This window comes from Micromonospora sp. NPDC049171 (genome assembly GCF_040648275.1).
Taxonomy (GTDB): domain Bacteria; phylum Actinomycetota; class Actinomycetes; order Mycobacteriales; family Micromonosporaceae; genus Micromonospora.
In genome coordinates, this window is record NZ_JBEZDJ010000003.1 from 1 (window position 1) to 24335 (window position 24335).

The window sequence follows — 24335 nt, forward strand, 5'->3', positions numbered from 1 at the left end:
CCTGCCACCGCGACGCCGACGATCGAATCGCCGACGGATCACCATCCATCTTGAACAGATGCCCCGGAAACTCAGCCATCGCGCCGGACCTCCCCGTGTCCACGCCAACAAGCCGCACGACTCATCGAACATAGACGCAGGACGAACTCCGACGTCGAATTCAGTCCTAGATCTTTCTCAGGGCAAGGGCAAGATCCGACGATGGTGAGATGGCGGAACAATCCGGACCTGCCGGAGGCAGCGCCCGCAGGGGCCATTACCGGGGGGCGCGGGGAGCGCGACATCGGGTCAGGCCACCGTCACCACCTCGATCGCTGGTGCACCTCGCGGACACCTTCTAGGACACGAGGGCGTCGACCTCCGCGTGGGTGCAGCCGCTGGCCGGGCTCTCGCTGAGCGTGATGACCGCGTCGAGCCGGTCTCTGGCCTGCCGGAGCTGGGCGATCTGCTGATCGATACGGTCGCGTTCGGCGCGCAGCAGGGCCCGGGACTCCGGGGTGTTGACATTCGCGTCGACGCAGGGCAGCAGGTCCAGGATGGTCCGGCTGGACAGGTTGGCGGCGTACAGCATCTGGATCAGGTGCACCCGGTCGACCGCGCTGTCCGGGTAGTGGCGTTGGCCGCCGCCGCTTCGCCCGGCCGCGAGAAGCCCCTGCTCCTCGTAGTAGCGCAGCGCTCGCACGGACACCCCGGTCTGCGTGGCCAGTTCACCGATGCGCATGGCCCCTCCCCCGGTCGGTGACGCCAGCCACACGACCTTGTCTCTCACGTCAACGTCAGGTTTTAGCGTAGCTCGCGTACAGCTCGTCACTGAACCTGCCAGGAGGCACCAATCATGAAGATCACCGGTTCGATCGCGCTGGTCACCGGCGCCAACCGTGGCCTCGGCCGGCACTTCGCCGGACAACTGCTGGAACGCGGGGCGACCAAGGTGTACGCCACGGCCCGCACCCCGGAGCGGATCGACATCCCCGGCGTCGAGACGCTGCGGCTGGACATCACCGACCCCCGTTCCGTCGAGGAGGCGGCTTCCATCGCCTCCGACGTCACCCTGCTGGTCAACAACGCCGGGATCTCCACCTCCACGAACCTGGTCACCGGCGACCTGGGCAAGATCCGGGCCGAGATGGACACGCACTTCTACGGCACCTTGAGCATGGTGCGGGCGTTCGCACCGGTGCTCGGCACCAACGGCGGCGGGGGGATCCTGAACGTTCTGTCGGCTTTGTCATGGTTCTCCTACCACGGGGCCAACGCCTACGCGGCGGCGAAGGCAGCCGAATGGAGCCTGACCAACGGGATCCGACTGGAACTCGCCGACCAGGGGACCCTCGTGACCGGCCTACACCTGGGCATGGCGGACACCGACATGAGTGCCGGTTTCGACGGCGACAAGATGAACCCCGCCGACGTCGTACGCCTCGCCCTGGACGGCATCGAGGCCGACCGGATCGAGGTCCTCGCCGACGAGTGGAGCGCGTACATCAAAGCGTCCCTGGCCAACGACCCGAGCGACTTCTACAAGCCGACCGGGCAGTAGCGCGGGACGTCACTGGCAGACGACCCACTCGTCGTCCTCCTCGACCAGCACCATGTTCTGCGTGAACCGCGCGCCCGTGGCCTCCTGGACCACCTCGACGGTGGCCGTCGCGGTGACCCGGCCGTTGTAGTTGTTGACGATCAGGCCGGTGATCTTGTAGCTGCTGAACTTCAACTGCGCAGCCTGGACCCGGGCGAAATCCTCAGGCGTCAGGTTCTTGCGCACCTCGGCGCACAGCCGCCCGTACGCGGCCGGATAGTTGCCCGCCTGCATGTCGTCGGCGTACGCCGTGGCGGCGGCCCGGGCCGGTTCGACGTTGTCCCGGACGCCGCGGTAGATCCAGAAGCCGGCGCAGACGCCGACCACGCAGCACACCGACAGCAACGCGGCGACGACGATCAGGACCGTCCGAGCTGTCCGGTTGGGCTTCGGGCTGGGCACCATCATCGGCTCGTATGCCATAACCCGGAGGATAGGAAGCGGTGGCAAACGGTGTGGGCGGCGGCGCAAGGGGTTGGAAGCGCGATCCGCACCGGGACGATCTGCCACTCGATCGTGTGGAGTGACAGCGGAGCCGCCGATTACAGTTTTTCGAGAAAAGATCGGGAAACGAGACTAATACGACAGCCGGGTGGTTCCGCAATGCTGCTCACGCAATCGCACAGCGATATTTAAGGGAGACTTAATCGTCTCGGCAGGAAGTCGGCCGGGGGTGCGCTCGTATTCTTCGCTCGGAAGAAAGGTGCACCCCGTTGATTAATCTGCGACCCACCCCTGGACGGCGTCGTTCCGTCACCGCCCTGTTGCTGCTGAGCGTGGCGCTCGCCGGCGGATGCAAGGAGGCCCCGGGCACCCCCGGTGCGTCCAGTCCATCGAGCGACGCCGGCATCGGCTCGCCCGGCCCGGAGGCACCGACGCCCGGTGCCCCCGGCAGCGCGTCCGGCACGCCGGGCACGCCGAGCGCCTCGGCGACCCCGTCCGCCTCGGGCAAGCCGTCGGCCCCGTCGACGAGCGCCGCCCCGCCGACCACGGTCGGCGGCTGGATCACCATCGACCCGGCCGCGCAGGCCGCCGCGACGAGTGCGTTCTTCGCGCGCAAGCCCAAGCCGGTGACCGGCGACCCGGTGAAGGTGCCCGAGTTCAACGTCGGCTGCAAGACCAGCCACCACAACAGCGACGACCCGATCGTGCTGCCCAAGCTGGTCGGGGCCTCGCACAACCACACGTTCTGGGGCAACACGTCGACCGACGCCAACTCGACAGCCGAATCGCTGCGGGCGTCGAAGGCGACCACCTGCAACTCGCCCGACGACCAGTCCGCCTACTGGGTGCCCACGATGTACCAGAACGGCAAGGTCGTGGACCCGACGGAGGTGACCGTCTACTACGGTTCGCGTCTGAAGGACCCGAGTAGGACCCAGCCCTTCCCGTTCGGCCTGCGAATGATCACCGGTAACGCCAAGAATCAGGTCGACACCCCGGACAAGCAGGGCAACCACTTCTGGTGCGCCGGCATCGGTGGCGAAATCGGCCGCAGCGCCGACAAGACCTTCCCGGTCTGCGCCAAGACCGCGAACATCGTCCGGCAGATCACCTTCCCGGACTGCTGGGACGGCAAGCACCTGGACAGCCCGGACCACAAGGCGCACATGGCCAACGGTGACCACACCGGGGCCTGCCCGAAGAGCCACCCGGTGCCGGTCCCCTCGGTGTCGTTCGTGATCTCGTACCCGCTGAGCGCGAACACGGACGGCATCACCCTCGCGTCCGGCACCTCGTTCTCCATGCACGCGGACTTCTTCAACGCCTGGAAGGACGAGGCGCTCGCCGCACGGGTGCGCAACTGCCTCGACCAGGGTGTGAAGTGCAACTCGGCAGGCAACTTCTAACCGGCGGGCACGACGCGACGGCCAGTCACCCCCACGCGGAGGTGACCGGCCGTTGTCGCATCGGTCGGCTAGAGCCGGGCGTCGCCGGCCGCGGTGGCTTCCTGAACCGCCGAGGTACGACGGGTCTCGGCCCGCTGGTCGCCGGTGTCCTCCCGGTCCGGAGCTGCCACCCGGGCCGCCCGGTTGCTGCTCGCCGCCGCCTGCTCGCCGGTCACGCCGCCACGGATCCGGTTGTTCGCGGCAACCTGGGCGACCGGGTCGTTGGACGTGACGGTCAACCCACCGTTGATGATGTTGTCGTCGACGGTGACACCGCCGGTGGTGCTGGTGACGCTGACGTCCGCGCCCCAGTAGCCGCCGGAGGCGCAACTGTCGAGCGTGCCGTTCGGGCCGAGTTGCACACCACCGAGGTTGCCGGCGAAGGTGGCGCGCCCCCGGACCGCACTGCCGCACACCACGCTGCCGGTGGCGCTGTTCAGCACCGACAGCGTGCCGTCGACGAACGAGTCGTGCACGTCGGTGTAGTAGGTGCCGGTGCTGCTGACGTTGCGTTGCACCTGGGTGCCGCGGTCGATCCGGACCTCTCCGGCGCCTGCGGTGACGGTCCCGACGATCGTCGACTGCTCCACGAACAGGAAGCTGTCGATTGTCGCGGTGCCCTTCGGCCGCACCGTCACGTTGCCGCTGCGGGCGTCCTTGAGGAAGAGACCGTACCCGCCGGCGGCCAGCACCACCTGGCCGTCGACGCTCGTCTCGGTGGCGTCGAGGTAGCCGTCCGCGGCGACGCGTACCTCACCGCTGATCCGGCCACCGGCAACCACCAGGTTGGCCCCGGCCGCGACAGTGACGTTGCCGGTGATCGTGGTGCCGGTCAGCGCGCAGGACTCGCCGGCCGGCACGAGCAGGTCGTTGGGCACGGTCACGGCACCGCCGGTGCCGATGCAGTGGGTGACCAGGTCGGCGTGTGCGGTGGGCGCCACCGCGAACACCGAGGCGGCGACGACGGCGCTCACGGTGGCGAGCTTGGCGACGGTACGTCGGGGCATCGTTGTACTCCCTGTCGATGAGGTTCGAGGACTCATGCGCCGACGTCCGATCGGGCCGCGGCCCGGACGATGGCGCCCTGCTGCCGCCGGTTGAGCGTGCCGCCGGTCACGAGCGCGGCGGTGACCGCCTCGACGTGCCGGACGAACGCGGCATGGCCGGGGTAGTCGGCGTGTTCGTCGATCAGATCGTTGACGGTGCAGCCGTCGCCGGTGTCGACGTTTGCCACTCCGGTGTCGTCACCGTCGATGATCACCGTGGCCCGGGTGTCCGACGCGGGGCAGCCGTCGGTGCCGTCGGCCACCACCGTGAACGTCGCGGACTGCTCGGTGGAGGCGTTCCCGGCGGTGTCGGTGGCCCGGTACCGCACTGTGTGCGCGCCGAGGGCCCGGACGACGACCGGGCTGGCGTACGTGGTCCAGGCACCGGTGTCGAGTGCGTACTCGATCGACGCCACGCCGGAGCCGTCGTCGGTCGCGGTGACGGTGACCGTCGCGCCGCCGACGTACGCGCCGTCGACGTTCTGGTCACCGGCCACCGTGGCGGCGACAGTGGGTGGGGTGGTGTCCTCGGCCTGCGGCTCCACGATGGTGAAGTGGGCCATCTGCTCGGCCGACGTGTTCCCCGCGACGTCGGTCGCCCGGTAGTGCAGCATGTGCATGCCCACCGAGGTCACGACAACCGGGTTCGTGTACGCGGTGAAGGCGCCTCCGTCCAGCGCGTACTCGATGGTGGCGACGCCGGACCCGGCATCGGTGGCGGTCAGCGTGACGGTGGCCGTACCGATGTAGTTGCCGTCGCCGTCCTGCTCGCCGGCCGGCGTGGCCGTGACCACCGGCGCGGTGGTGTCCTCCTCGGTCGGCTCGACGACGCGGAACGACACCGAGCCGACCGCGCTGGTGTTGCCGGCCTCGTCGGTGGCGCGGAACTGCACCGAGTGGTCGCCGACCGCGGTCACCGGCACCGGTTGGGTGTACGGCTGGAAGCTGGTGTCGTCGACCTGGTATTCGACGGTCTGCACACCGGAGTCGGCGTCGGTGGCCGTGACGGTCACCGTGGCCGCACCGAGGTAGTTGCCGTCGACGTCGCGGTCACCGGAGACGGTGGCGTCGACGGTCGGCGGCGTGGTGTCGCCGCCACCTCCGCCGTCGGTGACGACGAGTTCGCCGACCATCTGGCTGTGCCCCGGGATCGCGCAGAAGTAGCGGTACCGACCCGGGGTGAGATTCACCGTCGCCTGGTGGCGGCCGTCGTTGGCGTCGAACGGGCTGGCCAGGATGTTGAGCGTGACGTCGTGGTTGTAGCCCTCGGTGCTGGTGTCGAAGGTCAGCGTGTGCGGCATCCCGGTGGTGTTGCCGGTGGCCGCGCTGTTCTCCCAGATGATGGTGGTGGCGCCGGCCACCGCCTGGGCGGGGGCCGACTTGTAGCGGGTGGTGTTGTCGTCGGCGGTCCAGGTCAACACCTGGTCCGCGGCGGCACGTGGGGCGGCGGAGGCGGGCGTCGCGGCCAACGGGACCACCGTCAGCAGGAGCGCCGACAGCGCGGCCATGAGTCGTCGGGTCATCGTTTCTCCTAGAGTTCCCGCACGCGGATGTTGCGGAACTCGGCCAGGTCGTTGTCACCGTGGTTCTGCAAACCGATGAAGCCGCGGAGGAACTGCCGCAGGTCGGTCGGCGGATCGCCGGCACGGGAGGACTGCTTGCCCGGCGTGTTGTCGAACTCGTTGATCACCACGCCGTTGCGGATCATCGTGTAGTGCTGGCCGACCACGCGGATCTCGTAGTCGTTCCACTCGTTCTTCGGGGTGACGCCGGCCTGGGCGAGCGGCACCGGGTCGAAGTTGTAGACCGAGCCGGTCTTCTGCGGCTCCCCGGTCTCACCGTCGTAGATCTGGATCTCGTGTCCACAGTAGATGGCCATCCAGGCCGGCGAGGTCCGGGCCGATCCGACGGTGCCGCAGCTGCCCTCCGGTCGCTGGTCGAGCGGTGTTCGCAGGTCCGGGAAGCGGATGAAGACGCCGGTGTTGGCCCGTCCGGTGCCGGGGGCGATATCCCGGAACTGCAGCTTCAGCGAGAAGTCGCCCAGCTCCTTGGTGTGCCAGAGCATGCCGAGGCCGCCGCTGGAGCGCAGCGACCCGTCCGGCTGGATGCTGAACGATCCCGTCGGGGCCTGCTGCCAGCCGAGCAGCGACTCGGCGGTGCCGTCGAAGAGCGGCTCGTACCCGGTGTGTCCGGTGCGCCCAATCTCGGACGCGGCGGCCAACCGGGTCAGCGTGCCGCTCTCCCGGGCGTTGAGCAGACCGTCGTCCTGGAGCGCGCGGGTCACCGCCGTCACGTGGCGGACGAAACTGTTGTGGTCGGCCCAGGTGCTCTCGTCGTCGATCAGGTCGTTGACCGTGCAGCCCTGCCCGACCGTGCGGCTGGGCACCCCGGTGTCCGTGTCGCCGAGCCACACGTTCTGCCGGTCGTCCGGCACCGCGCAGCCCACCGTGACAGTGGTCTGCACCGTCGCCGTCTCCCCGTCGGCGTACGTGACGGTCAGTTTCGCGGTGTAGGTGCCGACCTTGGCGTAGGTGTGCCGGGGGTTCACCTCGGTCGACGTGGTGCCGTCGCCGAACTCCCACCGGTGGCTGACGCCGCCGGAGCGCGCGCCGTCGAAGGCGATGGTCAGGGGCTTGTGCTGCACGGCGACGGCGTTCGCCGCCGGTGCCGGGGTGGGTGCGCCGCCGGTGTAGGTGATCCGGATGAGTTTCTGGTTGGGGTGCAGGCTGAAGAACCCGCCTCCGTAGTCCAGCAGGTAGAGCGCGCCGTCCGGGCCGAACTTGGCGTCCATCCAGCTCTGCAGTCGGGTGTCGCCGTTGCCGCTGGGGATGATGGCGCGCAGCGACTCCGCGTAGACCGGTGGGGCCGCCGTCGGCACCCCGGCCTCATCGACGGTGACCGCGACCCGGTTGGCGGCGTTCGACTGGTCGCCGATGAACCACTTCTCGTCCCAGTACGCCGGCCACGCCACAGTGCTGTTCGGGTCGACCCGGTCGCGGTGGTAGGTCGGGCCGGACATGATGGCCTGCCCGCCGCCGCGCAGGTACGGCTGGGTGTAGGTGGCGTCGGCCGCGACGTAGGTGGGCAGGTCGCTGCCGTCGGTGCGCTTCGGGAAGACCGGGCCGCCGCCGTCCGGCGAATACCAGATCATGTTGTCCCGGGCCGCCGGGATGTCCACGAGTCCGGTGTTACGCGGAGAGGTGTTCTTCAGGTTGTCGCAGTCGTACCAGCCGGTCAGCACGCTCGCGTCGGTGCTGCTGCGGTCCCGGTACGGCTGCCGGTTGCCCATGCAGTACGGCCAGCCCTGGTTGCCGGCCGAGGTGATGATGGTGGCGGTCTCGTACTTGGCCGGGCCGAGCGTGGGGCTGGGCGACGCGGCGTCCGGGCCGACCCAGCCGGCGGTCAGCCACTGGTGCTCCGGGTCGATCTGCAACCGGGCGATGTTGCGCACGCCCATCACGTAGATCTCCGGCCGGGTCTTCTCGGTGCCCGGCGGGAAGAGGTTGCCCTCCGGAATGGTGTACGTCCCGTCGGCCTCCGGGTGAATCCGGATGATCTTGCCGGCGAGGTCGTTGGTGTTGCCCGAGGTGCGGCGGGCGTCCTGGAACGAGATGCCCTGGTATTCCTGGGTCCAGTTGTTGCCCGAGTAGCCCTGCGAGCCCTCCGAGGAGTTGTTGTCGCCGGAGCCGACGTAGAGGTTGCCCTTCGCGTCGAACGCCATGCCGCCGCCGGCGTGGCAGCAACTGTGGATCTGCACCGGGAACTTCAGCAGGTCCTTGCGGGTGGCCTGGTCGATGCTCTGCTGCTCGCGGTCGTAGGTGAACCGGGAGACGGTCCGCTGCCCGACCCGCTGCACCCGGTCGATCGACTCGTGCGGCATCCAGTAGACGTAGAGCCAGCCGTTCTGGGCGAACGCGGGGTCGGGCACGATGCCGAGCAGGCCCTCCTCGTTCTTCACCAACTCGGAGCCGCTGCCCCGGTTGCCCATCACCTCCAGGGTGGTGAGCAGTTTGACCTGCTTGGTCCGTGGGTCCCAGGAGTGGATGGTGCCGCAGCCCAGGCCGACCTTCGGGTCGGTCCAGTTCTCGATCGGGCCGCTCGGGCAGGCCGCCTTGCCGACGTAGAAGACGGTGCCGTCCGGCGCGATGGTGAGCCCGTGCGGCTCGCCGATCTGGTCCAACTGCCCGGTCTGGTTGGCCGCGGTGAGACGCTCCACCTTGTAGTTCGCGGCGATCGTGGCCTGGCAGTCGCCGCGTACGCGGCCGGTGGTCCAGTTGAGGGCCCCGGCGAGGTGTGCGCGGAACGCCTCCTCACCGTAGCTGCCCTCGGTGTGGCCCATGCCGGTGTAGAACGACCGGCCACCGTCGTAGTCCCGGCACCAGGACACCGGGTGGAACGGGCCGTTGGCCCCCGGCCCCGGGTCGTAGTGCCGCTCCTCGACCTGGGCGAGCGTGTGCACCGTGCCGATCGGGTTCGGGTCCCAGTTGTCCCAGCGGTCGGACCGGGTGACCGTCAGGGGCAACGACGCGGTGGCCGGGTGCTTGCGGTCCAGGATGTCGACCACCGCCCGGTTCACGGGGGTCGGCGGCGGCGCGGTGGCCGTGCCGGTGAACAGGCGCAGGTCGGCGAGCTGGATCAGCGGCTCACCGCTGTTGGCGGTGATGTTCAGCCGGTAGCGGGTGAACTCCTGCGGCGTGGCGATGTCGAACCGGCGGGTCTGGAACCGCTCCGCGAAGCTCTGGTTGGTGCGCCGGTCCAGATCGGACCAGTTCTGGCCGTCGTTCGAGCCCTGCAGGGTCCAGTCCTTCGGGTCCCGTCCGACGAAGTCGTTGGCCGACGTCAGCGCGTACCCGGTGATCCGCTTGGGTGCGGCCAGATGGTAGGCCACCCACGCGGTGGGGGTGCGGACCAGCCACTTGGTGTTGGCGTCGCCGTCGGTCAGCTTCTCCTTGCTCTCGGTCGGCGGGTTCTCACCGCTGGCGGTCACCGCGGCCACCGGCTCGGCGACCGGGATGGCACCCGCCGGGCGGGTGCCGATCAGGCCGGTGAACCAGGCCGAGTCGACCTGGGCGCGGGCGGCGTCGGCGATGCCGACGAAACCGCCGCCGGCCTTCATGTAGCCCTGCAGCGCCGACTCCTGGTCGCGGTTGAGCGCGGCGCCCGTCGCGGAGAGAAACACCACGCTGCGGTACGCGGACAGCCCGGTCGCGGTGAACACGCCCGGGTCCGTGGTGGCCGTGACATCGATGTCATGACCGGCACCAAGTTGTTTGATGGTGTCCACCGCGCGGGACACCGGGTCCTGCTGCTCGGCCACCGGCCCGTGGAACACGAGGACCGCGGCCTTCTGCGGCTGCGCCGCCGGTGCGGCTGCCGGTCGTGGTGCCGCCGCCGATCTCGGCGCGGCTGCCGCCGTCGATGCCGGGATCAGTGCCGCGAAGGCCGCCATCGCGGCAAGGAGTCGTCGTGGTTGTCTGGTCATCCCCGTCCCCACTTTCGGTTGGGTCAGCTTCCGTGCGTGTGGGTGTGGCCCTGGAACCGGTGGATCGCGTCCTCGGCGCCCGGCGGCATGCTGCCGTCGGCGTTGCGCACCAGGAAGATCCCGGCCATGCCGCCGTCGGAGTGGTTCTGCACGTGGCAGTGGTACATCCACGCCCCGGGCCCGACGCCCTCGCCGGCCAGCACCTGGAAACCGAACGAGCTGCCCGGGTTGAGGTCCTTGTTGTCGATGACCAGGCTCGGGTCGCTCGGGCCCTCCAGCATTCCGGTGCGGTTGTCGGCCCAGCGGTGGGCGTGCAGGTGGAAGGTGTGGAACAGGTTGCCGTGGCCGATGTTGATCCACTCCACCCGCTGGCCCAGGTTCGCCTCGAACATGGGCGTCTCCGGTGCCATCCGGTTGTTGATCGTCATGTCGTGGAACACCACGGTGAACTGCTTCTCCGGCAGGATGTCGCCCCGGCGCCGGACGATCAGCGCCCCGTAGAGACCCTTGGCGACCCCGGCGGTGCCGTGGTCGGTGCCCATGGCGTGGTCGTGGTAGTGCCAGTAGCCGGCGCTGCCCGGCATGTACCGCCGACCCGCCGCGGCCACCATCTCGTGCGAGCGCCAGACGTACGTCCGCGTCTCACCGGGATTGTTGAACGAGGCGTTGAACGGACTGCCGTCGGAGTCGGTGCTGTAGTCCACCCCGTGCGGATGGATGGAGAGCCGCTGGCTTGTGGTGTTGACCAGGGTGATCTCCAGGGTGTCGCCCTCGTACATCTCCAGGAGCGGGCCCGGCACGGTGGCCTGGCCGGGTGCCAGGCCGTAGCCGAACAGACCGCCGGGCAACTGCTCGGCGTAGATGGTGACCTTCTTCGTGACGCCGGCGGCGGCCTGTGCGGGGGTACCGCCGAACGCGGTGCCGATCGCGGGGGCGGCCGCGCCCAGCGCACCGGCGGCGAGCGCCCCGGTGGCGATCAGGGATCTGCGGGACAGTTGGCGTGGGGAGCCAACGACGTGCTCGTCCATGGGTCTCCGTTCCCGACCGGGCGAAGACGCGACGAGGGCAGGGTGCAACGACCGCCGAACACGGGGCGGCAGCACGACTGAGGTGAGGCTCGTCGCGGACTTTGCTCGGAAGACTCAGAGCTTTCGGTGGATGTCTGCAACTTATGTAGTCCATCGACGAAAGTCCAGGTCTGGTTGCAAAAAGATTACCTTGACATTACGACGTCCGTCGATTGACATGATCCTGACACGGGCCAGCCCACAGCGCACAGCGCCGGGCTGCCCTCGATGGGGCAGCCCGGCGGGCAGACGTACGGGAGGAGTCGTCAGAGGCGGTGGCGGTCGTCGGCCGGCAGGCTCGGCGCCGCTGGCGGCTCCGGCGACTGGTCGGGCTGACCGAGTGGGGCGACACGGGTCGGGTCGAGGACCCGGGAGAGGAACGCGCGAGTCCGTTCGTGCTGCGGGTTGCCCAGCACCTCCTGCGGCGGCCCCTGCTCGACCACCACTCCCCCGTCCATGAACACCACCCGGTCGGCGACGTCGCGGGCGAACGCCATCTCGTGCGTCACCACCATCATCGTCATGCCGTCCTCGGCCAGCTTGCGCATGACCGTGAGCACGTCACCGACCAACTCCGGGTCGAGCGCGGAGGTCGGCTCGTCGAAGAGCATCAGCTTCGGCTCCATCGACAGGGACCGGGCGATCGCCGCCCGCTGCTGCTGCCCACCGGAGAGTTGCGCCGGGAAGGCGTCGGCCTTGTCAGTCAGCCCGACGCGGTCCAGGTTGGCCCGGGCGACGCGCTCGGCCTCCGCCCGGCCGCGCCGCAGCACCCGGCGCTGGGCGATGGTGAGGTTGTTCAGCACGGTCAGGTGCGGAAACAGGTTGAACGACTGGAAGACCATGCCGATGCCACGGCGGACCGCGTCGAGCTCGACGTCCGGGTCGGTCATCTCGACGCCGTTGACCCAGATCCTGCCGGCCGTCGGCTCCTCCAACAGGTCGACGCAGCGCAGCAGTGTCGACTTGCCGGACCCGGACGGCCCGATCACGCAGACCACCTCGCCCTGGCCGACCTCGAAGTCGATGCCCTTGAGCACCTCGAGTGGCCCGAAGGACTTGTGCAGGTCCCGGATCTCGACGGCCGGGCGGGGTGCAGTGCTCGTCATACGGGTCACCGGGCCTTGGCGTAGCGGAGTTCGAGGCGGCGTACCACCTGGGACAGGGGCAGGGTGATGATCAGGTAGGCGAGACCGGCCACCAGCAACGGGGTGGCGTTCACCCGGTCGTTCAGCATGTCCCGGCCGAACTTGGTGACCTCGATGGTCTGCGCCGTCACACCCAGCACGTACGCCAGCGACGAGTCCTTGGTGAGCAGGATGAGTTCGTTCGTCAACGGCGGGATCACGATCCGGAACGCCTGCGGAATGACGATCGTGCGCATGGCGGTGAAGTGCGACATGCCGAGGGTGCGGGCCGCCTCCATCTGCCCCTTGGGGACGGCCTGGATGCCGGCCCGGATGGTCTCCGCCATGTACGCGGCGGCGGTCAACCCGAGACCGATCGCGATCGAGCCGAACACACCGCCCGGGATCTCCCGCTCCGGGAACGCGATGGGGATGCCGTACCCGACGAGGAAGAGCACCAGCAGCGCGGGCAGACCCCGGAAGAGCTCGATGTACGCCGTCGCCAGCCAGCGGTACGGCGCCACCCGGGACAGCCGCATCAGCGCGAGGATGGTGCCGAACACGAGACCGAAGGCGAACGCGCCAAGCGTGTAGAGGACGGTGTTGCGCAGCGCGACGGTGATGATCGTCGGGAACATCGACTTGATGATGTCGACGCGGAAGAACGCGTCGGCCAGCCGGTCCCAGTCCGCGGCAAAGAGCACCACGGCGATGACGGCGATGAAGACCAGGTACTGGAGCCCGAGGAACAACCGCTCCCGCTGGCGGCGTCGCAGCTTCACGTTCGCTCGTTGCCTTCCCGAAGGTAACCGACACGGAGGGCGCGCGGGACGCGCGCCCTCCGGTACTGCGCTACGGCTCAGGCGCTCAGGCGCTCGGCCGCCTTGCGGCTCAGACGCTGGGCCGCCTTGCGGCTCAGGCGCTGGGCCGCCTTGCGGCTCAGGCGCTCGGCCGCTTGCCGATCCACTTTTCGTAGATCTTGTCGTAGGTGCCGTCCTGCTTGGCCTTGGCCAGCGCCTCGTTGATCTTCTTGAGCAGCTCCGGGTTGCCGTCCTTCTTCACCGAGAAGCCGTACTGCTCGCCGGTGTTGAACTCGGCGGCGACCTGGAAACCGCCCGGGTTCTTCTTCAGGTACTCGGACCAGACCGGCAGGTCGTTGATGGCGGCCTCGACCTGGCCGTTGGCGACGGCCTGCTGCTGGGCGGCGAGATCCTCGAACTCGACAAGCTTGAGGCCCTTCTCCGCCTCGAACTTCTTGGCGTAGTCACGGCCGGTGGTGGCCGCCTGGACGCCGAGCTTCTTGCCCCGCAGGTCGTCCAGCGTCTTGTACGACTTGCCGGTCTTCACCAGCATCGCCTGGGTGGCGTCGAAGTACGGGTCGGAGAAGTTCATCACCTTCTGCCGTTCCGCGGTGATCGTCATGCCGGCGGCCGCCGCGTCGCACTTGCCGGTGTTCAGATCCTGACCGGACTTGATCCCCTCGAACGGGGTGTCGATGATCGTCTGCTGGACGCCCAGATCCTTGGCCACCAGGTCCAACATCTCGACGTCGAAGCCGGTCACCGTGCCGCTGGCGTCCTTCGACTGGAACGGCGGGTACGGCAGGTGGGTGCAGACGGTCAGCTTGCCCGCCTCGACCAGCTTGACGCCGCTCGCCTGGACCTCGCTGTCGTCCTTCTTGGCGCATCCCGCGCTCAGCGCGAGGGCGGCGACCGCCACGACGAGGCCGGCCTGACGGGCGGCGCTGTGGAACCTCACGGCTGTGTCCCTCCGGTTCGGCTTCCATTGCATAGAAAGCCAATCTGGTTCATAGACTTTGCGATAAGCGACCGTACCCGATCCCGGCGGGTCGCTCCCAGATCACGCCGCGGCCGTCCCCGCGAGGTGGTCCGCCGGCACCCGTGGGCAAACCCGACACCGGGCAGCAACGAGCCCTCAACCGCCGGTGCCCTCGGCCTCCCCGTCAGGGGTGAAGGCCGATCCTTCGGGATCTGTGGTGAGGAACACGTGTTGGTGGCCGTGGCCGGCGTCGACGCTGACCTGGTCGAGCTGGGTCGCGGCGACCGACCAGCTCGTCACGGCCTCGACCGCCTGCCGCGTGGTGAGGTCCAGCAGGGCCGCGCGTTGTGCCGCCGGCACGCTGGCGGCCAGCGCGTAGGAGTCGACGGCCAGACCGGCCTGCTGGATGGCCCCGCGCAGCCCGCCTCGCGCCACGTTCGTGGCGGTGCTCCCCGACGGCGGGTCGGCGAACGGCTTGGCGGCTTCCCGCATGCTCTCCTGCCACCGCCGGGCCTGCGCCGGATCCGGCGCGCGCCCGGCTGCGGTGTCCGCCTTGAGGGTGGTCAGGATCGGGGCGATCTGGGCACTGACGCGGCGGGCCGTCTCGGTCAGCTCGACGATCTGCTGCGCGTCCCGCTTCGCGTCGGCCTCTTTGATGCTCGCGATGGACGCCTCGGTGGCGTCCGGACGCCCCACCTGGTAGCCGATCAGCCCACCCAGCAGGGCGGTGACAAGTGCGATCGCCCCGGCGACCGCCACGACCCGGGAGGTGCGGCGACGACGCACGTCGGGGTTGTCGGACAGGTAGGAGGGCCGGCCAGTGCGGCGCGCCATCGCATCTCCTCACATCGATGGTCGGTGGGGCCACAGGTTAGCCGCCGCCCGGGATGCCCGTCGATAGCGTCGCCGGCTTCGAGGGTGCGACGGCGCTGCCGCGGAGTCGGCCGAGCCCCGGCCGGTCCCTCGCGGGATCGACCGGGGCTCGTCGGTGTCGAGCTGGTCAGGCGATGTCGAACCGGTCCAGCTCCATGACCTTGGTCCAGGCGGTCACGAAGTCGGCCACGAACTTGTCGCGGGCGTCCTGGCTGGCGTAGACCTCCGCGAGCGCGCGCAGCTGCGAGTTGGACCCGAAGATGAGGTCGACCGCGGTGGCGGTCCACTTCACCTCGTCGGTGGCCAGGTCACGGATCTCGTACACGTGCTCATCGGACTTCGACACGCTCCACCGGGTGCCCGGGGAGAGCAGGTTGGCGAAGAAGTCGTTGCTGAGCACGCCCGGCCGGTCGGTGAGGACGCCGTGCTGGCTGCCGCCGGTGTTGGCGCCGAGCGACCGCAGACCGCCGATGAGGACCGTCATCTCCGGCGCGGTGAGGTTGAGCATGTAGGCGCGGTCGACGAGGAGCACCTCCGGCTGGGTCTTCTCGCCCGCCCGCAGGTAGTTGCGGAAGCCGTCGGCCCGGGGCTCGAGGACCCGGAACGAGTCCGTGTCGGTCTGCTCCTGGGTGGCGTCGGTGCGGCCCGGCCGGAACGGCACGGTCACCTCGACGCCGGCGTCCCGCGCCGCCTTCTCGACGGCTGCCGAACCGGCCAGCACGATCAGGTCGGCGAGCGAGATCTTCGCGCCACCGGCGGCGTTGAAGTCCTGCTGGATGCCCTCCAGGGCGGTCAGGACGGTCGCCAGCTGCTCCGGCTGGTTGACCTCCCAGCTGCGCTGCGGCTCCAGACGGATCCGGGCGCCGTTGGCGCCACCGCGCTTGTCGGTGTGCCGGAAGCTCGCGGCGGACGCCCAGGCGGTGGAGACCAGCTGGGCGGTGCTCAGACCGGAGTCCAGGACCTTCGCCTTGAGCGCGGCGATGTCGCCGTCACCCACCAGCTTGTGGTCGACGGCCGGCACCGGGTCCTGCCAGAGCTGCGGCTCCGCCACCCACGGCCCGAGGAAACGCTCGATCGGGCCCATGTCACGGTGCAACAGCTTGTACCACGCCTTGGCGAAGGCCAACGCGAACTGGTCGGGGTTCTCCAGGAAGCGGCGGGAGATCTTCTCGTACGCCGGGTCGACCCGCAGCGACAGGTCGGTCGTGAGCATCGTGGGCCGGTGCTTCTTCGCCGGGTCGAAGGGGTCCGGGATGATCGCCTCGGCGTCCTTGGCGACCCACTGCTTCGCGCCACCGGGGCTGGTGGTCAGCTCCCACTCGTAGCCGAACAGGATCTCGAAGAAGCGGTTGCTCCACTGCGTCGGCACGTCGGTCCACGTCACCTCGAGACCGCTGGTGATCGTGTCGGCGCCCTTGCCGCTGCCGTGGCTGCTCAGCCAACCCAGGCCCTGCGCCTCGATCGGGGCACCCTCGGGCTCCGGGCCCACGTGGTTGTCGGCGACACCGGCACCGTGGGTCTTGCCGAAGGTGTGGCCACCGGCGATGAGGGCGACGGTCTCCTCGTCGTTCATGGCCATCCGGCCGAAGGTCTCGCGGATGAAGTGCGCCGCGGCGGCCGGGTCGGCGTTGCCGCGCGGGCCCTCCGGGTTGACGTAGATGAGGCCCATCTCGGTCGACCCCACGCCGGTCGCCATCTCCTTCTCGGAGGCGTAGCGCTCGTCGCCGAGCCAGGTGTCCTCCGGGCCCCAGAAGATCTCCTCGGGCTCCCAGACGTCCTCGCGACCGAAGCCGAAGCCGAAGGTCTTGAAGCCCATCGACTCCAGGGCGACGTTACCGGCGAGCACGAGCAGGTCGGCCCAGGAGATCTGCTGGCCGTACTTCTGCTTGACCGGCCACAGCAGCCGGCGGGCCTTGTCCAGGTTGGCGTTGTCCGGCCAGCTGTTCAGCGGCGCGAACCGCTGGCCGCCGTCGCCGGCACCGCCCCGGCCGTCCTCGATGCGGTACGTGCCGGCGGCGTGCCAGCTCATCCGGATCATCAGGCCGCCGTAGTGGCCGAAGTCGGCCGGCCACCAGTCCTGCGAGGTGGTGAGAACCTCGGTGATGTCTCGCTTGAGGGCCTCGACGTCGAGCTTGGCGAACTCCTTCGCGTAGCTGAAGTCCGCACCCAACGGGTTGCCCTTGGACGAGTGGGCGTGCAACACCGAGAGGTCGAGCTGGTTGGGCCACCAGTCCCGGTTGGTGCGCGGACGACCGCCGGTCTTCGGGGTCGGCGAGTCGATCGCCGGGTTCTCGCTCTCGCTGCCGTGCGCGGTCACCGAGTCGTGCGCGACCGGGCAGCCGGCGGCTGCCTTCTGATCCACGCCCTGCGCACTGGTGGGGCCGTTGTCCTGGGTGTCGCTCATGAACTTCCTTCCGAGCTTGCGGATCTCTGGGGCGTGCGTTCGGTCGCGCAGTCGGGACAGATGCCCCAGTAGACGACCTCCGCCTCGTCGATCACGAAACCGTGGTCGACCGAGGCGGTGAGACAGGGGGCGTGACCGACGGCGCACTCGACGTCGGCGATCGCGCCGCAGGAGCGGCACACGACATGGTGGTGGTTGTCCGCGACCCGGGACTCGTAGCGGGCGGTCGCTCCGGCCGGCTGGATGCGCCGCACCAGGCCAGCGTCGGTGAGTACACGCAGCACGTCGTACACCGCTTGATGGGAGACCGTGGGATGATCCGCCCGAACCAGCGCGATCACCGCGTCGGTGCCGACGTGCGGGTGGTCGCGCAACGCCGCGAGCACCGCCAGTCGGGGCCGGGTGACGCGCAGCGAGGCGGCCCGCAGTTGCGCCTCGAAGTCGGACATCACCTGGCGAACACTAGCTCACTATTCTGGAACGGATCAAGTTTTACGCCCTTCCGCGTGCCGGCGTGGCGGACCATTCACCCCCGGTTCACCCCGGCGGCGGAGAAAGTCCGGGCAACCATGTCGAGACCCGGTGGGCGGCTCCGTCCCCGAGGTGAGCGCGACCACACCTGACCGGTCGCACCGGCACCGAGGAGAACACGATGGCGAAGTACCTGCTGCTCAAGCACTACCGCGGCGGCCCGGCCGGGGTCAACGACGTACCCATGGACCAGTGGACGCCGGAGGAGATCTCGGCGCACGTGACGTACATGCGGGACTTCGCGGCACGGCTCGAGCAGACCGGCGAGTTCGTCGACGGCCAGGCCCTCGCTCCCGAGGGCGCCTGGGTCCGCTACGACGGTGAGGGTCGCCCGCCGGTCACCGACGGGCCGTTCGCCGAGACCAAGGACCTCATCGCCGGCTGGATGACCATCGACGTCGACAGCTACGAGCGCGCCGTCGAGCTGGCCGGGGAGCTGTCCGCCGCCCCGGGCAAGGACGGCAGGCCGATCCACGAGTGGCTCGAGCTGCGCCCGTTCCTCACCGAGCCGCCCACCATCACGGAGTGACAGTCTCATGGACGAGGCCCTGATCCGGAGCCTCACGCCGAGCGTGCTCACCGTCCTCGTCCGCCGCGGAGCTGACTTCGCGGCGGCCGAGGACGCCGTGCAGGACGCGCTGCTCGAGGCGGTCCGCACCTGGCCGGCCGACCCGCCGCGGGACCCGAAGGGCTGGCTGATCACCGTGGCCTGGCGCCGGTTCCTCGACGCGACACGCGCCGACGCGGCCCGCCGCCGGCGCGAGGACGTCGTCGAGGAGGAGCCGATGCCCGGCCCCGCGCCCGCGGTGGACGACACCCTCCAGCTCTACTTCCTGTGCGCCCACCCGTCGCTGACCCCCGCGTCGGCGGTCGCGCTCACGCTGCGCGCCGTCGGTGGGCTGACCACCCGCCAGATCGCCCAGGCCTACCTGGTGCCCGAGGCGACGATGGCGCAGCGCATCAGCCGGGCCAAACGCACAGTCTCCGGGGTGCGCTTCGACCAGCCCGGCGACGTCGCCACCGTGCTACGCGTCCTCTACCTGGTCTTCAACGAGGGCTACTCCGGCGACGTCGACCTCGCCGCCGAGGCCATCCGGCTCACCCGGCAGCTCGCGGCCTCGATCGGCCATCCCGAGGTGGCCGGGCTGCTCGCCCTCATGCTGCTGCACCACGCCCGACGCGCCGCCCGGACCGCGCCCGACGGCAGCCTGGTGCCGCTGGCCGAGCAGGACCGCCGCCGGTGGGACACCACTTTGATCGCCGAGGGAGTCCGGATCCTGCAGGCGGCCCTGGCCCGCGACCGGCTGGGCGAGTTCCAGGCCCAGGCCGCCGTCGCGGCACTGCACGCCGACGCGCCCACCGCCGCGGAGACCGACTGGGTGCAGATCGTCGAGTGGTACGACGAGTTGGTGCGCCTGACCGACAACCCGGTGGTCCGCCTCAACCGCGCGGTGGCAGTCGGCGAGGCGGACGGCCCCCGCGCCGGCCTGGCCGCGCTCACCGCCCTGGACGACTCGCTGCCCCGCCACACGGCGGTGGCGGCGTACCTGCACGAGCGCGACGGCAACGTGGCGACGGCCGCACGGCTGTACGCCGAGGCGGCCCGGAAGGCCCCCAACCTCGCCGAGCGCGACCACCTGACCCGCCAGGCCGCCCGACTCAATACGCTTCGGTGTGGCTGACCGGTCAGGTCGCGGTGACACCCGACCCCTGCCGCCGCAGCGCACAGCCGACCGGCGAGGTCCGGAAAGTCTCCGGAAATTTCGGCGACCGTCACTCGGGCCTCGATCTGTCCCGAGCACTCCGCGGATGACCACCCTGGACTCTGATCGACTACTGACCTGGATGGATCCCCCTCGGCGAGGAGGGCACTGTTGCCACCAGGTTTCCGGGAATTGTTGACAAGTTGACGACTGGGTCAATACGGTCGCCATCGACGGCGTTCAATCGCCGTCAGCACCAACCACCACTATCCACTCCTGCGGTCGTCGTGCAGGACGACCGGCCCACCACCGAGCGGTACAACGCCGTGGCCGTTACCTGACCACCGGCAGCCTGCCGAGGCGTACCGCGCTGCTGGCCCCCGCCAGCCGTCACGAGGAGGCACCAGTTACATGACCGACACCAGCCACACCACACCAAGAAGGCGCGGCCGCATGCGGCTGCTCCTCGGTGCCGCATGCGCCGTCGTCCTGGCCGTCACCGGCACGATGACGGCCACCAACGCGTACGCCGAGGCCGACCGGACGCTCACCTCGAGCCTCACCGGCACGCACAACGGCTACTACTTCTCCTTCTGGAAAGACGGCGGCAACGCCAGCATGACGCTGCGCGCCGACGGCCGTTACTCCAGCAGTTGGGACCGGAGCACCAACAACTGGGTCGGCGGCAAGGGCTGGGCCACCGGCAGCCGGCGGACCGTCAGCTACTCGGCCACCTACAACCCGGGCAACAACAACACCTACCTCGCCCTGTACGGATGGACGCGCAACCCGCTCATCGAGTACTACGTGGTGGAGAACTTCGGCAGCTACAACCCGAGCAACGGCGCCACCCGGCTGGGCACGGTCACCACCGACGGCGGCACCTACGACATCCTGCGCAGCCTGCGGACCAACGCCCCCTCGATCGACGGCAACCAGACGTTCTACCAGTACTGGAGCGTCCGCCAGCAGAAGCGCTCCAGCGGCACCATCACCACCGCCAACCACTTCGACGCCTGGGCCCGCGCCGGCCTGAACCTCGGCACCAACCACGCCTACCAGATCATGGCCACCGAGGGCTACCAGAGCAGCGGCAGCTCCGACGTCACCGTCCGCGAGGGCGGTGGCAGCAACCCCACCTCCGGGCCGACCACCGGCAACCCGGGGGGCGGCAACTGCACCGCGACGCTCTCCGCCGGCCAGCAGTGGGGTGACCGGTTCAACCTCAACGTCGCGGTCAGCGGCACCAACAACTGGGTCGTCAGCCTCGGTCTGGGCGGCGGCCAGAGCATCCAGAACAGCTGGAACGCCTCGGTCAGCGGCAGCAGCGGCACCGTCACCGCGACACCGAACGGCAACGGCAACAACTTCGGGATAACGGTCATGGCCAACGGCAACTGGAACTGGCCGACAGTCACCTGCCGTACCAGTTGAACCTGATCGACGTCTGACACCGCGGCACTGGCGTGGCGGCTCCGGCCGCCACGCCAGTCTGCGTCCGCGTGCCACTCCCCCTGGGCGCGGCGGTGGCGTGTTCGTGGCCTCCGCCGTCGTCCTTCAGCCTCGTGGCGCGGCGGTCCCCCCGGTCGTCCCCGCCGTCGGTTCCCCGCTCGATTCCTCCGCCGGGCCACCGGACGGGTCCGCAACCGGCTCCTCCGTCGACTCCTCCGTCGGCGCCGCGGTCGGTGCGCCCGTCGGATCTGCCGTCGGGTCCTCGTCGGCGCTCTCGGAGGTGGCGGGGGCCGGGGTGTCGCCACCGCTGTCGTCGGACGGCGCGGACTGGTCGGGCCCCGCAGCGGGACCAGAGGCCGTCGGAGTCGGGGAGCCGGATGCCCGGACCGGCAGGCCCCCGGGGCCGGTGGTGGCCGGTTGGCCACCACCAACACCCGGGCCGGCGTCGATGCCGGTGTCAGTGCCGGTATCGGTGTCGGTTGCGGTGTCGGTGTCGGTTGCGGTGTCGATGCCGCCATCGACCGGCGCCGAGGGCGACACCGCGGGCGGCGTCGAGGGTCGCCCGGTCGGGCCGGGCAGCATCCCGGTGGGGTCGCCGAACACCAGGACGGCAGCCGCGGCGGCCACCGTCCCGAGCAGCACCGCGAGGGCCCGAGCCCCGGAACTCCCCGACCGACCCGGCGCACCGCCGTGGCCCGGCCGGAGGGCGGCCGTCCGCTCGTCTCGTGCCCCGATCGAGGTCGCCCCGGCGGCGGTCCGGACCAGGTGGTCGGACGGGTCCGCGAGGGCCTGCGCCGCGGTGGCCATGGCCGCCGCCGTCGGGAATCGTTGGGCGGGCTCCTTGGCCATCGCGGTGGCGACCAACCCCCGCACCGCCGCCGGGGTGCCGTCGGGCAGCGGCGCCGGATCCTCCTCAAGGTGCCGCAGCGCCACCGCGACCGCGTTCTCGCCCTGGTGCGGGGGCCTCCCGGAGAGGCAGTGGTAGACGACGGCGCCCAGCGCGTAGATGTCGATCGGCGGGCCGATCTCGTTCTTCGAGATCTGCTCCGGCGCCATGTACAGGGCGGTGCCGACGACCTGGTTCGTGCCGGTCAGGCTCGCCGCCTCCTGGGTCACGGCAACCCCGAAATCGACGAGTACGACGTGCCCGTCCGGCTCGATGATCAGATTGTTGGGTTTGACGTCGCGGTGGACGACGCCGGCGTCATGGGCGGCCTGGAGGGCGCGGGCGGTCTGCGCGGCGATCGACATCGTCTCGGCCACGCTCAGTCGGCCGGCCTCGGCGATCCGCTCCGACAGGGGCTGGCCCTGCACGCACTCCATCACGATGTAGGCGAGGACCGGCCCTCCGGGGCGGGACACCTCGCCGTAGTCGTAGACCTGGGCGACGCCCGGGTGACGCAGGGCCGCCATCGCGCGCGCCTCGCGGCGGAACCGCTCGCCGAAGCCGGCGTCGTTGACCAGCCGAGCCTGCAGCGTCTTGACCGCCACGCAGCGGTCCAGGGTCTCGTCGACCGCCCGCCACACGTCGCCCATGCCGCCGCTGGCGATGCTTTCGACCAGGCGGTAACGGTCTCCGACGAGTTGCCCCATACTCGGCATAAAGCCTCCCGTACCCCGGATCCGCAGATCCCAAGCGCCTTCTCGCCGTGCCCGGCCCCGCGCGGCGCGACGGGGCCGGGTCGAGCACTTTCCGGCCGGTCAGCTGGCCAAGGTGCTGAGCAGGGCGTTTGCCATGCCCTGCTCACCCCGGGCGTTCGGGTGGAAGGGGGCGGCCGAATTCTGTGGCACCAGCCCCTCGATCCACCGGGTGCCGCTGCCCTTGCACGCGTCGCGCCCGATCGACGGGGCGTAGACGTCGGCGTAGGTGGCGCCGTTGGCGGTCGCGGCGCTGGCCAGCATCGCGTTGAGGGACTTCTCGACGCCGCGCAGGTACGGCACGTCCTGGTAGGCGATCGGGACGACGGGCCAGCAGCCGTAACCGGTGTCCGGCAGGATCGCCGGGTAGCCGAGGACCACGACCCGTGCGCCCGGCGCGGCCCGACGGACCCCCTGCAGCACGGCTGTCACCTTCGGTGTGGCGGCGACGATCCGCGCCTGCAACTGGTCGACACCCCCGGCGGTGTACCGGTTCTTGCACGGTGACCCGAGCGGACTGCTGAGGCTCGCCTGCGCACAGTCGCCGATGATGTCGGCGAAGCCGATGTCGTTGCCGCCGATCTGCACCGTCACCAGGGCCGTGGCCGACGTGACCGCGTTGAGCTGCGGTGGCAGCGTGCTGCCCAACTGGCCGCTGCCACCGTAGAGGATGTCGTCGGTGGTGGCACCGGAGCAGCTCACGTCGGCGAACGACGACGAGCCGGCGGAGGCGGCCACCAGCGACGGGTAGTTGCGGTTGGAGCGTAGGCAGTTCAGGTCGACCTGGGTGGGGATCAGCGGGCCGGCCGTGTACGAGTCGCCCAGCGCGACGTATCGGCCGGTGGGCACGGCGGCGCTGGCGGGTGTGGCGACGGTGAGCAGCACGCCGACCGTGGCCACGGCGAGTGCGGCCAGCCGGGTGGTTGCCCGTAGGCGGGGCAGGCGGGGACGGGTCATGACGCCTCCCAGAGGGGATCACGGTGGTGGTGCCGAGATCCTGTCGCCGCCGACGCCGCACGTCAATATCGATGAGGCTCACTAAATGCTGGTCCGAGGTGTGGGATGACGCGGTGGTGCTCAGCCCACCGGCGCATACCACTGCGCGCCGGTGACCCGGACCCGCCTGGACTGCTTGCGGTCCCACTCGACCCGCATGCCGTGCTCGCGCAGCACCGGGAACACGACGTCGTCCAGCAGCCGCTCCAGGTCGACCTGGTAGCGGGCCTGCTGCTCGGCCTCCGACAGCTCTTCGTAGGCGGCCTCGTCGAAGTCGGCCGGAGGATAGGCGCCGTAGCCGAGGTAGACCTCCCCGTCCTCGCTGGCGAGCAACGACTCGGTGTCCTGCTGGTGATACCACACGTAGCCGTGCCAGTGCCGGGAGTCGTCGCGCTCGTCGTGGATCTCGGCGCTCGCGCAGGTGCCGCAGCAGCTGAAATTCTCCCGGGCCACCACACCCCGCTCGTTGAGCTCGGCGAAGGCGCGGGTGAGGTTCCCCCGCACCTCGCCCCACTCCCGTTGCTGCGCCCGCCGAACGGCCAGCGCCCTCTCGTACGCCGCGGTGAGCTCCTCGTCCGTGGTGCCGCGGCGCTCCTCCTCATCGTCGAAGACGTCGACGAACTCGGCGGCGTCACCCTCACCACGAACGATCCAGGCCCAGAGCTCGGCCTCGATCGCGGCGCGGCCCGGCTCGGGGATCCGGTCGGTCAGGAATTTGGCGCCCTCGGGGCGATCGTTGTACGTCCATCCAGTCACGACGCCGATCGTCACA

At 70.0% G+C, this 24335-nt stretch carries 20 protein-coding genes; 5 read left to right on the forward strand and 15 right to left on the reverse strand.

Translation table 11 applies throughout. The annotated features are described in order from the left end of the window. Nucleotides 1–337 precede the first annotated feature (337 nt). Complete coding sequence (locus AB0B14_RS04840) at nt 338–721, reverse strand: MerR family transcriptional regulator (protein WP_357065631.1); 384 nt, start codon at nt 719–721, stop codon at nt 338–340. Between the two features lie 114 nt (nt 722–835). Here AB0B14_RS04840 and AB0B14_RS04845 point away from each other — a divergent pair, with 114 nt between their 5' ends. After that, the gene (locus AB0B14_RS04845; RefSeq protein WP_357065634.1) at nt 836–1540 is read left to right on the forward strand and encodes an SDR family oxidoreductase; all 705 of its coding nucleotides are present in this window, start codon (nt 836–838) and stop codon (nt 1538–1540) included. Between the two features lie 9 nt (nt 1541–1549). On the opposite strand, the gene AB0B14_RS04850 is transcribed toward AB0B14_RS04845, so the two are convergent. After that, nucleotides 1550–2002: a hypothetical protein gene (locus AB0B14_RS04850; protein ID WP_357065637.1), complete on the reverse strand. Its 453-nt coding sequence runs from the start codon at nt 2000–2002 to the stop codon at nt 1550–1552. A gap of 290 nt (nt 2003–2292) precedes the next feature. On the opposite strand from AB0B14_RS04850, the gene AB0B14_RS04855 reads away from it, so the two are divergent. Beyond that, nucleotides 2293–3429 (forward strand): DUF1996 domain-containing protein, encoded by a 1137-nt coding sequence (locus AB0B14_RS04855; RefSeq protein WP_357065641.1) that lies wholly within the window; start codon nt 2293–2295, stop codon nt 3427–3429. Nucleotides 3430–3497: 68 nt separating this feature from the next. Here AB0B14_RS04855 and AB0B14_RS04860 read toward each other — a convergent pair whose 3' ends face one another. The 10 genes from AB0B14_RS04860 to AB0B14_RS04905 form a co-directional block, all read right to left on the reverse strand. Continuing rightward, nucleotides 3498–4475 (reverse strand): hypothetical protein, encoded by a 978-nt coding sequence (locus AB0B14_RS04860; RefSeq protein WP_357521324.1) that lies wholly within the window; start codon nt 4473–4475, stop codon nt 3498–3500. Between the two features lie 32 nt (nt 4476–4507). After that, complete coding sequence (locus AB0B14_RS04865) at nt 4508–6037, reverse strand: plastocyanin/azurin family copper-binding protein (protein WP_357521325.1); 1530 nt, start codon at nt 6035–6037, stop codon at nt 4508–4510. A gap of 8 nt (nt 6038–6045) precedes the next feature. Further along, complete coding sequence (locus AB0B14_RS04870; RefSeq protein WP_357521327.1) at nt 6046–9996, reverse strand: ThuA domain-containing protein; 3951 nt, start codon at nt 9994–9996, stop codon at nt 6046–6048. Between the two features lie 23 nt (nt 9997–10019). Next, entirely contained in the window at nt 10020–11024 is a 1005-nt protein-coding gene (locus AB0B14_RS04875) for a multicopper oxidase domain-containing protein (protein ID WP_357065655.1), read from the reverse strand. A gap of 305 nt (nt 11025–11329) precedes the next feature. Further along, a complete protein-coding gene (locus AB0B14_RS04880) occupies nt 11330–12169 on the reverse strand; it encodes an amino acid ABC transporter ATP-binding protein (protein ID WP_357065658.1) in 840 nt (279 codons plus the stop codon). Between the two features lie 5 nt (nt 12170–12174). Beyond that, nucleotides 12175–12969, reverse strand: coding sequence for an amino acid ABC transporter permease (locus tag AB0B14_RS04885; protein WP_357065661.1), 795 nt, complete (start codon nt 12967–12969; stop codon nt 12175–12177). A gap of 157 nt (nt 12970–13126) precedes the next feature. Continuing rightward, nucleotides 13127–13945, reverse strand: a complete 819-nt coding sequence (locus AB0B14_RS04890) for a basic amino acid ABC transporter substrate-binding protein (protein WP_357065665.1) — start codon at nt 13943–13945, stop codon at nt 13127–13129. A 177-nt stretch (nt 13946–14122) separates the two neighbouring features. Further along, on the reverse strand, nt 14123–14800 hold the full coding sequence (locus AB0B14_RS04895; protein ID WP_357065668.1) for a hypothetical protein: 678 nt from the start codon (nt 14798–14800) through the stop codon (nt 14123–14125). Nucleotides 14801–14966: 166 nt separating this feature from the next. Further along, complete coding sequence (gene katG / locus AB0B14_RS04900; protein WP_357521329.1) at nt 14967–17243, reverse strand: catalase/peroxidase HPI; 2277 nt, start codon at nt 17241–17243, stop codon at nt 14967–14969. Then, entirely contained in the window at nt 17240–17695 is a 456-nt protein-coding gene (locus AB0B14_RS04905) for a Fur family transcriptional regulator (protein ID WP_357065673.1), read from the reverse strand. The genes katG and AB0B14_RS04905 overlap by 4 nt, the downstream gene beginning before the upstream one ends. 200 nt (nt 17696–17895) lie before the next feature. Between AB0B14_RS04905 and AB0B14_RS04910 the strand changes: the two genes are divergently transcribed. The 3 genes from AB0B14_RS04910 to AB0B14_RS04920 all read left to right on the forward strand — a co-directional run bounded on the left by AB0B14_RS04910 (nt 17896) and on the right by AB0B14_RS04920 (nt 20911). Further along, entirely contained in the window at nt 17896–18303 is a 408-nt protein-coding gene (locus AB0B14_RS04910) for a YciI family protein (protein ID WP_357065676.1), read from the forward strand. 7 nt (nt 18304–18310) lie between these two features. Further along, nucleotides 18311–19456: a DUF6596 domain-containing protein gene (locus tag AB0B14_RS04915; RefSeq protein ID WP_357521331.1), complete on the forward strand. Its 1146-nt coding sequence runs from the start codon at nt 18311–18313 to the stop codon at nt 19454–19456. 432 nt (nt 19457–19888) lie between these two features. After that, nucleotides 19889–20911, forward strand: a complete 1023-nt coding sequence (locus tag AB0B14_RS04920; RefSeq protein WP_357065681.1) for a glycoside hydrolase family 11 protein — start codon at nt 19889–19891, stop codon at nt 20909–20911. Nucleotides 20912–21034: 123 nt separating this feature from the next. On the opposite strand, the gene AB0B14_RS04925 is transcribed toward AB0B14_RS04920, so the two are convergent. The 3 genes from AB0B14_RS04925 to AB0B14_RS04935 form a co-directional block, all read right to left on the reverse strand. Further along, on the reverse strand, nt 21035–22531 hold the full coding sequence (locus AB0B14_RS04925) for a protein kinase (RefSeq protein WP_357521333.1): 1497 nt from the start codon (nt 22529–22531) through the stop codon (nt 21035–21037). Nucleotides 22532–22630: 99 nt separating this feature from the next. Then, complete coding sequence (locus AB0B14_RS04930; RefSeq protein WP_357065686.1) at nt 22631–23524, reverse strand: SGNH/GDSL hydrolase family protein; 894 nt, start codon at nt 23522–23524, stop codon at nt 22631–22633. 120 nt (nt 23525–23644) lie between these two features. Beyond that, nucleotides 23645–24319 carry a hypothetical protein gene (locus AB0B14_RS04935; RefSeq protein ID WP_357521335.1) on the reverse strand — a complete coding sequence of 225 codons (675 nt, stop codon included), beginning with the start codon at nt 24317–24319 and terminating at the stop codon, nt 23645–23647. Between the last annotated feature and the right edge of the window lie 16 nt (nt 24320–24335).